Below are 12,772 nucleotides of genomic sequence, written 5' to 3'. Positions count from 1 at the left end.
ATTCGGTGTTCAGTTGTTTTATAAAATTTTCGAAATATCCTTCATACTGTCTAAAATATAATCCGTTTTCCCTTCAAAATCTTCCTTCCTGCTCGCGCCGGATAAAACGCCCACTACTTTAATGTTGCTATTTCTCGCAAATGTAACGTCTGTTAATGTATCACCTACCATAATCACTTCCTCTTCAGTTAGTGAAAATTTTTCTTTAAACATATGATAAAAGTCACTTTCAGGTTTTGTTCTATTCACACCATCATCCGCGCCTAAAAAATCTACGTAATCATATAACTCAGTCATCTTCAGAGAATGAGTAGCTGCATCTACATCGTCTGCTGTAACAACCCCAATAATATAGTCATTGTCTTTTAAATATCGTAACGTTTCCTTTGCACCTTCCACTTCTGTAAATACAAGATCATCTGCTGTAGAGTACTTTTTGAATAGAAGACATACATTATGAATGAAATTATCTTTATCTAAATGTTGATTTTCTAATAACGAATACCATGCAGCCGCAATAAAGTAATTTGTGCGACAGGCTAGTAAACTTGTACTCTCAAAATCGTTATTATTCATGCCGATAATCGTTAAGTAATCATCTCGTTTACTTTTTTCATTTGAATATGTTTGAAAGATATCATCTAACACACGATGCACAATTTTGTACCAAACTGAATCTAACTGTATTAATGTTCCATCTTTATCAAAAATAATTGCTTTATTCACCTTTTATTCCCCCTATAACTTCATTCCATGTTTTCATATTTTTATTCTCAACTTTATTATGAATAGGATTAATAAACGCTACTAATTCGTCCTCTTCCCATCCCTCAACCCTAGCGTATTCCCCTTCATTTAAAGAGAATGCAAAGGTTACATCTCTGCCAAATTTTTGTTCAATTATTTGCCCATTTATTACTAGTCTCCACTCACACGGTTTGTCAGTAGAAATGTTGTAAATAATATTTCCTTTAGCCTCATCACCGACATAAATCGTTTCACCTTCGTTTTGAATATCTATCGCTAGTTTTCTAAATCGAGAGAAATAAATTCGTCCCTTTTTGATCGCAGATTTTAAGTTTTTAATTGATAAAACATTACATAATACATATGTTCCTGGATCACCGTAAATGGATGGGTCTTTTGATCCTGGGAATGTTTTAGACGGATGTAAATGAGAATCACTTCCCCCTATTCCCCAGATTTTAAGACCATTTGACCACATTTGATCGAAACAACGTAAAGCTTCTAAAGTGGATGATTTACTTTTTTTATAAGTTGGATCACACATAATTTCCATCGTATGAACATTTTCTAAGTTAATATTCACTTGGTTCGCCCAAGGCTCCATAAACGGATGATTCATACTCAATACATAACCTTTTTCTTTCATGAGTGAAAATAGTGCATTCATTTTTTCGGCGCTAAATGATTCATCTACATACTCTGTAAAATCAACGTATTCCTTTATCCCGAATATGTTGTAATGACCGTAAGGAGTTGTAAGTTCCATAGATGGTATAATTAATGTGTTTCCTTTTTGATACGATGGCATAACAATATTGTGCTCCGTCGCATATAAAAAATCTAATTCTTGTTTTTCACATACTTGCATTCCAAGTTCATCGTCTATCTCGCCGTCTGTTAAATCTGTATGTTCATGAAAATCCCCTTTGTACCAGCGATGTTCTTCATTTACTACCTTATTAAAACGGTCTTCATTGATAAAAACATTTCCCTTACAAAAATGATCTCTATTATACTTTCGTTCCAACTGATCATTCACTACTATATTTACTGTGTAGTCAACTTTTTCTCCGGTAAACTTTACTGCTTTCTTTGCACAATGAGGGATATATATGACTTCTAATTCCCAATTACCTGACTGTATTTCTCCTCCAATACAACCAGCAGAACAAAATATTGAATCTTTTGAAACGACTAGTTTTTCATTTACAATTGGCGTTTGATATTGTATACGTACATAACCGTTAGGGCCTCGCAAGATTAATAAAAGCGGGATTTTCCGGCTGTCCCCTTGATCAATAGTTAATGTGAAATTTTTAATATCAGTTTCATCCATTTGGAAACAATGTTTATTTTTTACGAATGGAGAAAGTTTTATCATACTTGTTATTTCGATCATCATTCTCACACCTTTTACGTTTTAATGAAGGAATTTTAGAGGCACTTCCTTCGTTCAAAAGCACCTCATGTTGGTAATATTACTTCTTCTTTTTCAGAACTTTATCTAACTCTTCTTGCGCAACTTTAGCTGCTTCATCTAATGCTTTTTTCGCTGGAACTCCTTCAATCTCTACTTTATCTTTCGCTACATTTAAGGCGTCATTAATTTTACCGCCCGTCGGATCTACAAATGGTCCCACTCCATTATTATTAGCTTGTTCTAATGGAACTAATGCTTGTGGTTGTTTTTTAACGAATTCAGCATATGGACCATACTCTGTTACATTGTTACGAACAGGGATATATCCTGTAGCCATGGACCATTCAGCTGTTTTCTCCGTACTTGTCGCAAACTTCATAAATTCATACGCGCCTTTTGCTACTTCTGGATCAATGTTTCTCGTTAATGTGAATAAATATGTTTCTAGTTTTGGCGCTGGTTTATTATTACCCCAAGCAGGCTGAGGTAATGCTTCAAATGTGTTAAGGCGTTCTTCTTCCGTCATTCCTTTTCCTAATGATTTAAAAACAAATCCTTGATCACCAGATGAGCCTGTAAATCCTAATGTTCTACCTTCAACTAAATCAATTACAGTTTTATCCCAATATTCCCATCCAGTTCCACCTGAATGTATTTTCATAATTTTATCTTCATGTAGCCATGTACGGAATTTCTCCCATACCGAAACCCAAGTGCCATCGTTAATTAATACTTTTGTACCATCTTCGCTTAATACATTTCCACCAGCACTGCGAACCGCATCAATTAAGTTTGATGTGCCCCACATCGGCATCCAGCCCGCATATGTTACATTTCCATTTTCACCACGTTTTGCGACTGTTTTTGCTACCTTTTCTACACCTTCCCACGTCTTTAAATCATCTTTTGTAAAGCCATTCTCCGCTAATGCTTTTTTATTGTAATAAAAAATTTGCGTTGTACCGTAAAACGGAATGCCATATAACTTATTGTCAATTGTTGCTTGCTCCATAAACCCTTTTCCATAATCTTCTTTTTTGAAATTAGTATCATTTTTAACATATTCATCTATAGGTACGATTAACTGCTTTTTAGCATATTCTTGAATGACATCTGAACCTAGTAATGCAATTGCTTCTTGGTTATTCGCTGCAAATCCACTTTGTAGCTTTTGATATGACTCATCGTAGCTACCTGCTTTTGTCGTTTTCACTACATATTTGTCCTGACTTTTATTGTATTCTTCTACAATTTGATCTACACTATCTGCAAGAGAGCCCCCTACTCCATTAATGAATGGAACAACAACCTTCTCCCCTTCTTTACTCGCTTTAACCGTACTTCCTTTTCCGCCTGAACAACCCGCAAGTGCACTAACAAACAATGTTATAACTGTTAGAAGCATGAATAGTTTTTTCATCCCACAAATCTCCTTTACTATTTAATTACCCCTTTATTCCTGAATCAGTAACACCAGATAAGAACCATTTTTGCAGAATCAAAAATACGATTAAGAGCGGAACTGTTGCGATTGTACTTGCAACCATAATGTGTGACCAATCTCGCCCTAAGGAACTATTAATGAAATAATCAGCAATTCCATTCGTAATTAACTTTTGCGTATTATCTTTCAATATAAGAGCTGGCCACATGTAATTATTATAATTACCAATAAATGTGACCAATCCTAGTGTTACAAATGATGATCGTGTCATTGGAAAGATAATCTTCCAAAGAATACGCCAATCACTTGCTCCATCAATTTTGGCTGCTTCTACTATTTCAAAACCAACTTTGTGGAACGATTGTTTTAAATAGAAAATACCGAATACACTAACAGCCATAGAAATCATGTATCCAAAATGTGAATCAAGTAGCCCGAATTTCCCTAACATTACATATACAGGAACATATGATACAGCTCCAGGGATCATATAGGTTGCCATCACGACACTAAATGTAATATTTTTACCTTTAAACTTGTAAAATGCCAACATATAAGCAAACAGTGCAGATGAAACAAGCACATAAATTGTAATGATGAAAGATGTATAAAAACTATTAAATAAATATGTGTTAAATGGTAGTATGTCTAATACTTGCTGATAATTTTCCCAGTGAAATTCTTTAGGCCAAAATCCCCCTTGTAATACTTCACTAGATGTTTTAAACGAACCAAGTACCATCCATATGAACGGAAAAACAAATAGTATACTTGATAATGCTAAAAAGAGATGCTTTACGATTAATGGACCTTTTTTCATATTATTCACCTTAATAGTTCACCCACTTATCACCTATTATTTTGTTAATAACAGATAGTAAAATTGTAATGATTAGTATGATAAATGCGATTGCCGTTGCAGATCCCATATCAAACTGTTCAAACCCTTGTTGGAAGAATAAATACAGTAACGTACGCGTTGAACCACTAGGCCCACCTTGTGTTAAAATTTTTATTTGATCGTAAGCCTGCACCGAAGAAATTGTATTAACGACAACTAAGAAGAAAGTTGTTGATGAAACCATTGGCAGTGTTACATATCGAAATTTCTGCCATGAATTTGCTCCATCAATACTAGCTGCTTCATATAAACTATCTGGAACTTTTTCTAGTGCGCCGATATAGAAGATCATCGTCCAACCAACTAATTTCCAAACTGTCATTATAATGACTGCTAACATCGCTGTTTGACTACTTTGAAGCCAGTCCAAACCTGGTATTCCAAAAAAGTTTAGAACTTTATTAATAACTCCAAATTGAGGTTCATATAAGAGTGACCACACAATGGATACAGCTATTGTTGGCGTTACCCAAGGTGAAAAGATCATTAATTGGTACAATGCAGAACCTTTGAATTTTTTTCGGAAAAATAATGCGAAACCTAATCCCAATGCAATTGTTGGAATGACTGTTCCAATTCCGAAATAAAACGTATTGAGCAATGCTTGCATAAAAGAATCTTGTGTAAATAAATTAAAATAGTTTTCTAAACCAACAAAATTAAAATCATTCGTCATAAAATCCCAATCAGTAAAACTAATACCTAAACTAATGAAATTCGGAATAATCCAAAACAAGATTAGAGGTATTCCAACTGGTAGTAAAAAGAACACAGCTTTTGATAGTTTTATTTGCATTCTTGCCACCTCCTAATTCATATTGTACGAGGATATTATTAACACAATGTTGTTAATTTGTTAACTGATTGTAAAAACAACAAATTATCAAAATAAAACAACACATAAACAATAAAAAAGACTATTTCTCAACTTATTAAGAAATAGTCTTTTCGTTTTTCTATACTGTTATTACTTCAACCCCATTACTCGTTAAAATATTTTGCCATACTTCATCGAGTTTAGCGTTTGTATATAATGCATCTATATCACTAAAATTCCCACTTTTATAAAACTTTGTTAAATTAAATTTTGACTCATCAGCCATCATTACAACTTGTTTTGCATTATTCTTTAGCTGCTTAAATATTTGTGCATCTTCAATATACGAACATGTCAGTTCTTTTTCTAGTGAAATACCATCACAAGAAGCAAATAATTTATTAACAGTGAAATGATCCAAATAGTTTAACGTCATTTCTCCAGACAATGCTAAGGAATTCGTATTCAATATTCCCCCAATGACTATTAACCTGCAATCAAAGGAATCATACTGTTCTTTCAGCTCAATAATTTTATTGACAGCTGGTATTGAGTTTGTTAAAATCGTCAAATTCTTTCTATTGTATATGTAATCTAAAATTTGCATTGTGGTTGTCCCAATTTCAATTGCGATAATATCATTATCTTCTACGATTTTACTTGCTTTCATTGCAATTTTTCGTTTTTCTTCAATATTCTCAGATCGACGTTTATCAAAATGAAATTCTAGTGTTTGATCTTTTTTCTTAATTGCACCACCATGTATCTTCGTAAGCTGTCCTTCCTTGTGCAACATATCTAAATCTCTTCGTATCGTTTCTGTTGTAACATTTAATACCTTTGCTAAATCATTTACCATCACTCGGTTATACTTTTCTAACTCATCTAGTATGTGTTTTCTTCGTTCAAATTGTGTGTACGATTTCATTTCATTAACACCTCGTCAAATTACGCAAAATATTGATTTTCTAAAAACTCTTAATATACAAAAGGATTAATCATTACTTTTAACATAACATCATTTACAGAAATAAGGAACGATTAAATTTATTTAAATATAAAATTTATTTAACAATAAAAACATGGTTATGTGGAATAAAAATTTATTGTTAAACAATAAATTTCGTGGTAAATTAATAAGATATTAAATAAATGAGGTGCTTTTTATGAAACAAGGATCCACACTCTTCTTAAAGACAGCTGTGATTCTAATGGGTATCCCCGTTCTTGCTATGTGCATTTTTTTAGTCCCTAAAATAGGTACTTTCGCTGCAGAGCTATATCCTGATATTGCATATATTAAATATCTTGTGTTTATCAACTTATACGCAACAGCAATACCATATTATTTTGCGCTGTATCAAACATTTAAACTTTTAAACTATATTGACAAAAACAACGCATTCTCAGAGTTGTCAGTTAAAGCTTTAAAAAATATTAAGTACAGTGCACTAGCAATTAGTGTATTATATGTATTAGGTATGCCACTTTTCTATCTTGTGGCAGAGAGAGATGACGCCCCTGGCATTATTATTATCGGAATGATTATGATTTTTGCTTCAATGGTAATCGCGGTCTTTGCTGCCGTACTCCAAAGACTATTAAAAGATGCTATAGATATAAAATCAGAAAATGATTTAACGGTCTGAGGTGAATAATATGGCAATTATTATTAATATTGATGTAATGTTAGCGAAAAGAAAAATGAGTGTAACAGAGCTTTCGGAGAAGGTTGGGATTACAATGGCTAACCTTTCTATTTTGAAAAACGGAAAAGCAAAAGCAGTTCGTTTTTCAACTTTAGAAGCCATTTGTAAAGCATTAGAATGCCAACCGGGGGATATTTTAGAATATCAACCTGAAGATACCGAATAAAAAAAGTCCTTCATACGAGAAGGACTCTTTTTATTGCATATTACGGCGCAAAACTAATTTGACCAGTAAACAATAATATAATCGTGATAACCCAAAATATAAATAATGATAAGGACAGTATGAATGAAAGAATAGCAATCCCCTTCTTCTCTGTTCTTTTCTTCATCGTAATGACAGAAAGTATGATACCTGCAACTGTGAGGGCAACTGTAATATAATCTCCCACTACATTACCCACATTCGCTATTCTTGTCGGTGTAATAAATACGAACAGAAAATATAAAATGCCGATGAGTAAAGATATGTAGCTTATTATACTGTACTTCTTTTTAGGAACTAGTTCAGTTTTCATACTAACCCATCCCTTCTATATAACTATAAGTTCATATTAGCAAAAATAACCATAATTTAATTAAAACAAAAAGCAGATACAGCGGAAACTCCCACTGTATCTGCTTTTATTTAATAACTAAACCTGCTATTTCTTCTTTATCATTATAAGTTATAATAAATGTCCGTTGTTCTTTACTATACTTCGCTACAAGAATAACAGTATATAAACCATCTTTTTCTTCAATCGATTGTTTTTCAATTTTTTCGAATGTACCAGCTTTCTCAATTACAGGTGTAAGATCTTTCATCTTTTCTTCTGGCAATGCAGCTTTCATTTTACTATCAAATTTTTCATGCACTTCTTTATATTTCGCCTCATTTAATAATGATACAATTTCTTCCGCTTTCGGAATAAATTTTTTAGACGTACTTTCATCTACTTTATTACCGGTACATGCTGCGAGCGCGAACGCCGCGATAGCACTTATCATAATAAGTAACATTTTTCTCATTTTCATACACCCTTTCTTTTTAAAATGAAACTATAACTAAAAACGACTAAAGCACAAATTGCTATTGAAACTTCTGACATAATGATCCCGCTTTTCCCTGGTACATATAGCGATATAATTCCAGCTAATGCATTTGCAGTGCCATGGATGAGAATTGCATATACAACATAACGAAATTTCTTTTGGACGACAGCTTGCAATACAATGAAGGAAAGCCCAACATGTAATACCATCGCAAAGATGCGCTCAATACCGCCGAAATAATAACTATCACCATTTTGGATGACTGTTTGTGACAATAATAAAGACAATACCGGGATACCAACTATCAGTACCGCCTCAATACCACCATGCCCTGCTCCAAATAAAAAACCAGACTGCCAATCTCGTTGTTTCATAAAATAGCGCATTGCGATAAAACGAGCTATCTCTTCAAAAATTCCAGCTGATACACTAAGCAAAACTGCAAATAGTACAGGCTGCATAACAGAAAACATCTGAAAATTTGTGCTAGTTCCATTTACATAATTCAGTATTGGTATGCGGATCAATATTTGTGATACAACAAAAGCCAATACACCTAACATATATGGAATATAACGTTTCTTCCAAACAGCATATAAAAGTGCTATAAGCGGTAAACCAAAGCTAATCATTGTTGTGAAAATAAGACCATTCATCTCGCTTCACCTCTTACTTAAAGTGTATAAAAACGAGTGAAGAAAATATGTAGCTATTTCCTATTCGGTTTCATTTTCATCATAGATGGTCATTTCATTTCTTTTAATATGAATGTTTGCGTGAAATAAGGACTTACATAAGTTGTTTCTAACGTCGCATTATTTGTTTTATTCATGATACGTTTTAATGAAAATAACCCGTATCCTCTAATCCCTTCTTTACTTGAATGGTTTTTCTCATAAATTTTTTGCAAATCAATCGCTTCACCCTTTGAACTATTACGCACAATAAAATATTGTCGTGAATCCATCTCAAAGAATGCGATTTGCAATATCTTTTCCTCACTATGTACCGCTTCTTCAATTGCATTATCTACTAAAACTGAAATGATGCGAATAAATGAAATGATCGTCATCGAAACACTTTCAATGTTCTCTGGTATATCGAGCATTACTTTTATTTGTTGCTGCTGGGCTGTTCCAACTTTTGCTCTTAATACACTTCTCACTTCAGGAATATGAATGCGAGATAATTTCGCAATATCAAGTTCATGATCATTTATTGTTTTTAACGTAGGAGCTATCACATCATAATACACTTGTTCAATTTCCTTCACATTTTTTGTACGTATTCCCTCTTCTAACGATAGTAATACATTCATATAATCATGACGGAAACTAGCAAGCTCATCATGCATATCCTCTAATTTCTCGACATAATCTAATAACTCTTTATCTAAACGTTTTTCATGCTCTTCTCGTAACTTTTCTTTCGATAAGTGTGAGCTTATTAGTACAATGATTAGTAATAATAAAAATACAATAATCGCTGAAATATAACTTTCTTCACTGTATTGTTGATTTAATTTTGCTAAAAATGCAGTAGATGGCCGAGTCAAAATTAGTTCAATCATAAATCCGACAATTAATAATACATAAGTTACATAGTATAGCGGACTACCTACTATATATTGAGCAATTTTTTGAATTCTTTTACGAGCTACTAAAATACCGATAAAAGTAAGTATCGATACGATAAGATGAATCATGCTACCTGTCCATAAATATAAATTGAATGGCGTTAACATAAAGATTTTCATTCCTAAATCAAAAAGCAACATTTTCACTAACGTTATAATAACCATACTGACTAGTGCAAAATATACATTATGCTTAAATTTCAATTCATTTTGCATTAATCCTAAACTTATTAAAAATAACACAATCGTACTATTCAACTCTGGATATCTCGTTACTGTTACAACAATAGCTAGTAAAATAATGAATACTGCACTTAAAGCTAGTAACATTCTAACTGACAATCTGTTGTACCGGATTAATTGAATGTATAAAAACGTATGGCACATACTAGTAAGCAGGATTGCAAATAAATCATAAATATACATCACATCTCACCCTTTAACATATTACGTACTTTACTCACTAAACGCCGTGATACTGGAATGCGTTTCCCGCTTTTTAAAACTATCATTTTTTGCTTCGCATCGTAAGAAGACATTTGCTTCTTATTCACGATATATGATTGATGACAACGAAATAAACGTTCATCTATTATTTCTATCTCCTTTAATGTTCCATAAAAATAAACGATACGATCTAGCGTCACTAATGCTAAACGGTGCGGTTCATCAGTCATAACATATTCAACTTCATGAAAAGGAACCCGCACAGTTGCATTACTATTTTCAACGATAAAATCGTCCGATGGAACGATATGCTTATTACGCGCTTCATACTGAAGTAAACATTGTTCAAAAACTTTACGCCTCTCCTCGTATCGCAACCCTTTATCAATAAAAGTTAAAGCTGATACCATGTATTGATATGAAATAGGTGCAAATTCAGAATGCGTTGTTACAAACACAATAATCCCTTGCGTGTCATACTTACGTATTTCTTGCGCCACTTGTAAACCTTTACGCTCTTCTCTTTTTATCTCTATATCTAAAAAATAGATTGGGACATACCTCGCCTTAGGAATATTAGTAATAATGTTCTCACTTTTACTAGTTGCCTCAATAAAGTCAAAGGGCAACATATATTTCTCGCAAATCTCTTCAACTAGCCTCTTTAATTGCTGTGCTTGTATGACATCGTCTTCTAAAATAAAAATACTCATGTGATCACTCGCTTTATTGAAATCTTTTCATCTATAGATTTATCTATAACTATATAATTCAAATTGTTGTAATAATCTCCTTCTCAATACTTAAAAAATAATTTGTTATAACATAGAAAAACCTCAACTTTTCAAGCAAAAAGCTGAGGTTTTGTTCTAACTATTTATAAAGGGAGTTTTTTATCACTCACTACCTTAAAAAATTCCGAGTAATGCGATATAGAATAATCCGCTGCATCACAGTTCCCTTGAAACATACATGTTGAAATACCTAATTCTTTTGCAGGTAATAAATCTAACTCTCTATCTCCAATAGCTAAATCAATATTATACTTTTTATGTAAGTGATCATACGCTAAAGAGTTCGGTTTACGTGGGAAACCATCGTCAATAGTAACCATGTCTACGAAGTATTTGTCCCAGCCGTAATATTCTAAAATCCCCATAACCCCCGCCCTATGTTTATGGGTCATAATCACATTTTTATCCGCAAATTTCAAAATCTCTTCGACACCTGCAAAAGGTTTCATATCTTTTGGAGTGAATTTCCCCTTCAAAGCTTTAATCTTTTCTTCCTGCTCACATGAAACCTTATAATAATGGATTGCATGTGAGTATGATATTTTTAAATTTTTGTATATTTCTTGTTTATCTACTGTATCACCTAATACTTCAGAAAGTATCATTGTATATGCAGGATACGTATCAAATAACGTCCCATCAAAATCCCATAAAATCTTCATTCTATTCACCCTTCTATTTTCTAATCATTCTATAAGTAAGTTCGCTCTCTTCTGTGGTGTTTCATTTTCTAAATAATAATCCTCTGCTTTCCAATACCTATTTTGAAACTTCGAAAGTTTCTTTTGGGTCTCTTCGCTTTCCCGCAGAAACCTTGTCTCTCTTGGACAATCCAAGTACACCATATAATGAAAGAAATCTCTCCATTCTTTTCGCTGTAGAAAAACACCTTCAATTACAATTACACCTACTATGGGGATCTGTACTTTTTTGATTTCGCATGAGTCTGTCTCATCATTATAGAACGGTAATTTCAGTTTTGTTTCATTTTGTAACTTTTGAAAAAACTTCTGCCGAAGCCACTCAATATCCCACTGTAAATAATAATACTCATACCATTCTTCATAGCCAGTTTGATATCGTTTATTACGCTCGACTATGTGATCATCTATATGGAAAATATGAAACGGAATACTTTCTTGTTTCATATTTTCCTTTAAGTTTGTTACAAATGTTGTTTTTCCTGATCGACTTAAGCCATCTATACCTAGAATGAACCTATTTTCTTTATGTTTCTTCATTATTTTTATAAGCTCATTTGTACTCATTACTTCTTCCACTCTTCTTTTAATAAAGAATATAAAATCGTATCATGAGCAACTCCATTTTGAATCATATGTTTTCGAAGTAATCCTTCTTCTTGGAATCCTGCTTTACTTAATAATTTTTGAGAAGCTTTATTTTCTACATATACAACCGCAGCAATTCTTATAAGTTGCAACGTTTCAAACCCGTAACCTAAAATCGCCTGTAATGCTTCCGTTGCATACCCTTGTCCCCAATATGTATCGTCTAATTCATAACCAATTTCAGCTCGCTTATGATGCTTGTTTATTAAATGAAATCCGCACGTTCCGATTAATTGGCCTGTGCCCTTTTTCTCAATTCCCCAGCGAAATACAGTTCCCTCTTCATAACGATTTTTAAACGCTTGAATCGTTGTTTTCGCTTGCTCAATATTTTCAAAAGAATCCATTCCAAAATAACGTATAACAGATTCTTTTGAAAAATAACGGAACATCGTTTCTGCATCTAACAGTGTTAGTTCTCTTAATTGTAAACGTTCTGTTTCTAGTTTCGGAAACCCCATCTCTTTTTCTCC

General features: G+C 33.0%; 16 protein-coding genes. 2 read left to right on the top strand and 14 right to left on the bottom strand.

All coding sequences use genetic code 11. The features are described from left to right. Positions 1-18: 18 nt before the first annotated feature. The 6 genes from QCI44_RS13130 to QCI44_RS13105 form a co-directional block, all read right to left on the bottom strand. Positions 19-726, bottom strand: a complete 708-nt coding sequence (locus tag QCI44_RS13130; protein ID WP_088083882.1) for an HAD family hydrolase — start codon at positions 724-726, stop codon at positions 19-21. After that, positions 719-2,146 (bottom strand): CehA/McbA family metallohydrolase, encoded by a 1,428-nt coding sequence (locus tag QCI44_RS13125; RefSeq protein ID WP_088083883.1) that lies wholly within the window; start codon positions 2,144-2,146, stop codon positions 719-721. The genes QCI44_RS13130 and QCI44_RS13125 overlap by 8 nt, the downstream gene beginning before the upstream one ends. A 79-nt stretch (positions 2,147-2,225) precedes the next feature. Further along, the gene (locus tag QCI44_RS13120) at positions 2,226-3,587 is read right to left on the bottom strand and encodes an extracellular solute-binding protein (protein ID WP_088083884.1); all 1,362 of its coding nucleotides are present in this window, start codon (positions 3,585-3,587) and stop codon (positions 2,226-2,228) included. A gap of 25 nt (positions 3,588-3,612) precedes the next feature. Continuing rightward, on the bottom strand, positions 3,613-4,431 hold the full coding sequence (locus QCI44_RS13115; RefSeq protein WP_000715649.1) for a carbohydrate ABC transporter permease: 819 nt from the start codon (positions 4,429-4,431) through the stop codon (positions 3,613-3,615). A gap of 10 nt (positions 4,432-4,441) precedes the next feature. Further along, positions 4,442-5,308 (bottom strand): carbohydrate ABC transporter permease, encoded by an 867-nt coding sequence (locus tag QCI44_RS13110; RefSeq protein ID WP_078182215.1) that lies wholly within the window; start codon positions 5,306-5,308, stop codon positions 4,442-4,444. Between the two features lie 160 nt (positions 5,309-5,468). Next, positions 5,469-6,257 (bottom strand): DeoR/GlpR family DNA-binding transcription regulator, encoded by a 789-nt coding sequence (locus QCI44_RS13105; protein WP_088083885.1) that lies wholly within the window; start codon positions 6,255-6,257, stop codon positions 5,469-5,471. A gap of 238 nt (positions 6,258-6,495) precedes the next feature. Between QCI44_RS13105 and QCI44_RS13100 the strand changes: the two genes are divergently transcribed. Both QCI44_RS13100 and QCI44_RS13095 read left to right on the top strand, forming a co-directional pair. Beyond that, positions 6,496-6,978, top strand: a complete 483-nt coding sequence (locus QCI44_RS13100) for a DUF2975 domain-containing protein (protein ID WP_016087382.1) — start codon at positions 6,496-6,498, stop codon at positions 6,976-6,978. Positions 6,979-6,988: 10 nt separating this feature from the next. Then, positions 6,989-7,204, top strand: coding sequence for a helix-turn-helix domain-containing protein (locus QCI44_RS13095; protein WP_000974619.1), 216 nt, complete (start codon positions 6,989-6,991; stop codon positions 7,202-7,204). 40 nt (positions 7,205-7,244) lie between these two features. Here the strand turns inward: QCI44_RS13095 and QCI44_RS13090 are convergent, their stop codons facing one another. The 8 genes from QCI44_RS13090 to QCI44_RS13055 all read right to left on the bottom strand — a co-directional run bounded on the left by QCI44_RS13090 (position 7,245) and on the right by QCI44_RS13055 (position 12,760). After that, positions 7,245-7,556 carry a hypothetical protein gene (locus QCI44_RS13090; protein ID WP_116363371.1) on the bottom strand — a complete coding sequence of 104 codons (312 nt, stop codon included), beginning with the start codon at positions 7,554-7,556 and terminating at the stop codon, positions 7,245-7,247. A 106-nt stretch (positions 7,557-7,662) separates the two neighbouring features. After that, positions 7,663-8,049, bottom strand: a complete 387-nt coding sequence (locus tag QCI44_RS13085; protein ID WP_016134782.1) for a DUF3887 domain-containing protein — start codon at positions 8,047-8,049, stop codon at positions 7,663-7,665. 2 nt (positions 8,050-8,051) lie between these two features. Further along, positions 8,052-8,729, bottom strand: a complete 678-nt coding sequence (locus QCI44_RS13080; RefSeq protein WP_016134783.1) for a YhfC family glutamic-type intramembrane protease — start codon at positions 8,727-8,729, stop codon at positions 8,052-8,054. Between the two features lie 89 nt (positions 8,730-8,818). After that, complete coding sequence (locus tag QCI44_RS13075; RefSeq protein ID WP_088083887.1) at positions 8,819-10,135, bottom strand: GHKL domain-containing protein; 1,317 nt, start codon at positions 10,133-10,135, stop codon at positions 8,819-8,821. After that, the gene (locus QCI44_RS13070) at positions 10,135-10,869 is read right to left on the bottom strand and encodes a LytR/AlgR family response regulator transcription factor (RefSeq protein WP_088083888.1); all 735 of its coding nucleotides are present in this window, start codon (positions 10,867-10,869) and stop codon (positions 10,135-10,137) included. The genes QCI44_RS13075 and QCI44_RS13070 overlap by 1 nt, the downstream gene beginning before the upstream one ends. 164 nt (positions 10,870-11,033) lie before the next feature. After that, positions 11,034-11,612: an HAD-IA family hydrolase gene (locus QCI44_RS13065; protein WP_016087376.1), complete on the bottom strand. Its 579-nt coding sequence runs from the start codon at positions 11,610-11,612 to the stop codon at positions 11,034-11,036. A gap of 24 nt (positions 11,613-11,636) precedes the next feature. Continuing rightward, on the bottom strand, positions 11,637-12,218 hold the full coding sequence (locus QCI44_RS13060) for a kinase (protein ID WP_016087375.1): 582 nt from the start codon (positions 12,216-12,218) through the stop codon (positions 11,637-11,639). Next, on the bottom strand, positions 12,218-12,760 hold the full coding sequence (locus tag QCI44_RS13055) for a GNAT family N-acetyltransferase (RefSeq protein WP_016134784.1): 543 nt from the start codon (positions 12,758-12,760) through the stop codon (positions 12,218-12,220). Before QCI44_RS13055 ends, QCI44_RS13060 begins: the two co-directional genes overlap by 1 nt. Positions 12,761-12,772 lie beyond the last annotated feature (12 nt).

Source organism: Bacillus cereus group sp. RP37 (genome assembly GCF_040459695.1).
Lineage (GTDB): Bacteria > Bacillota > Bacilli > Bacillales > Bacillaceae_G > Bacillus_A.
This window is presented reverse-complemented; position numbering and strand designations above follow the sequence as displayed.

Coding starts and splice junctions, on each gene's coding strand:
- QCI44_RS13125 (WP_088083883.1), bottom strand. CDS start 2,146: ATGATCGAAATAACAAGTATGATAAAACTTTCTCCATTCGTAAAAAAT.
- QCI44_RS13120 (WP_088083884.1), bottom strand. CDS start 3,587: ATGAAAAAACTATTCATGCTTCTAACAGTTATAACATTGTTTGTTAGT.
- QCI44_RS13115 (WP_000715649.1), bottom strand. CDS start 4,431: ATGAAAAAAGGTCCATTAATCGTAAAGCATCTCTTTTTAGCATTATCA.
- QCI44_RS13110 (WP_078182215.1), bottom strand. CDS start 5,308: ATGCAAATAAAACTATCAAAAGCTGTGTTCTTTTTACTACCAGTTGGA.
- QCI44_RS13105 (WP_088083885.1), bottom strand. CDS start 6,257: ATGAAATCGTACACACAATTTGAACGAAGAAAACACATACTAGATGAG.
- QCI44_RS13100 (WP_016087382.1), top strand. CDS start 6,496: ATGAAACAAGGATCCACACTCTTCTTAAAGACAGCTGTGATTCTAATG.
- QCI44_RS13095 (WP_000974619.1), top strand. CDS start 6,989: ATGGCAATTATTATTAATATTGATGTAATGTTAGCGAAAAGAAAAATG.
- QCI44_RS13090 (WP_116363371.1), bottom strand. CDS start 7,556: ATGAAAACTGAACTAGTTCCTAAAAAGAAGTACAGTATAATAAGCTAC.
- QCI44_RS13085 (WP_016134782.1), bottom strand. CDS start 8,049: ATGAGAAAAATGTTACTTATTATGATAAGTGCTATCGCGGCGTTCGCG.
- QCI44_RS13080 (WP_016134783.1), bottom strand. CDS start 8,729: ATGAATGGTCTTATTTTCACAACAATGATTAGCTTTGGTTTACCGCTT.
- QCI44_RS13075 (WP_088083887.1), bottom strand. CDS start 10,135: ATGTATATTTATGATTTATTTGCAATCCTGCTTACTAGTATGTGCCAT.
- QCI44_RS13070 (WP_088083888.1), bottom strand. CDS start 10,869: ATGAGTATTTTTATTTTAGAAGACGATGTCATACAAGCACAGCAATTA.
- QCI44_RS13065 (WP_016087376.1), bottom strand. CDS start 11,612: ATGAAGATTTTATGGGATTTTGATGGGACGTTATTTGATACGTATCCT.
- QCI44_RS13060 (WP_016087375.1), bottom strand. CDS start 12,218: ATGAGTACAAATGAGCTTATAAAAATAATGAAGAAACATAAAGAAAAT.
- QCI44_RS13055 (WP_016134784.1), bottom strand. CDS start 12,760: ATGGGGTTTCCGAAACTAGAAACAGAACGTTTACAATTAAGAGAACTA.